The organism is Pantoea sp. USMM079 (assembly GCF_037153115.1).
Lineage (GTDB): Bacteria > Pseudomonadota > Gammaproteobacteria > Enterobacterales > Enterobacteriaceae > Pantoea > Pantoea communis.
Genome location: NZ_JBBCKX010000109.1, coordinates 1 through 219, shown reverse-complemented (window position 1 = coordinate 219; position 219 = coordinate 1). Strand labels below are relative to the sequence as shown.

Sequence of the window (219 nt, the reverse complement as noted above, 5' to 3'; positions counted from 1 at the left end):
TCGGTTTGGGGTACGATTTCGTGTTACCTGGAGCTTAGAGGCTTTTCCTGGAAGCAGGGCATCAGTTACTTCACCACCGTAGTGGCTCGTCATCACACCTCAGCGTTAAAAAGAGTTCCGGATTTACCTAAAACTCCCGCCTACATGCTTAAACCGGGACAACCGTCGCCCGGATAACCTAGCCTTCTCCGTCCCCCCTTCGCAGTAACACCAAGTGCA

1 rRNA gene is annotated in these 219 nt (G+C 52.5%); it reads right to left on the bottom strand.

Annotation, left to right across the window (positions count from 1 at the left end):
- Nucleotides 1-219, bottom strand: a 23S ribosomal RNA gene (locus WFP70_RS26740); the annotation flags it as partial.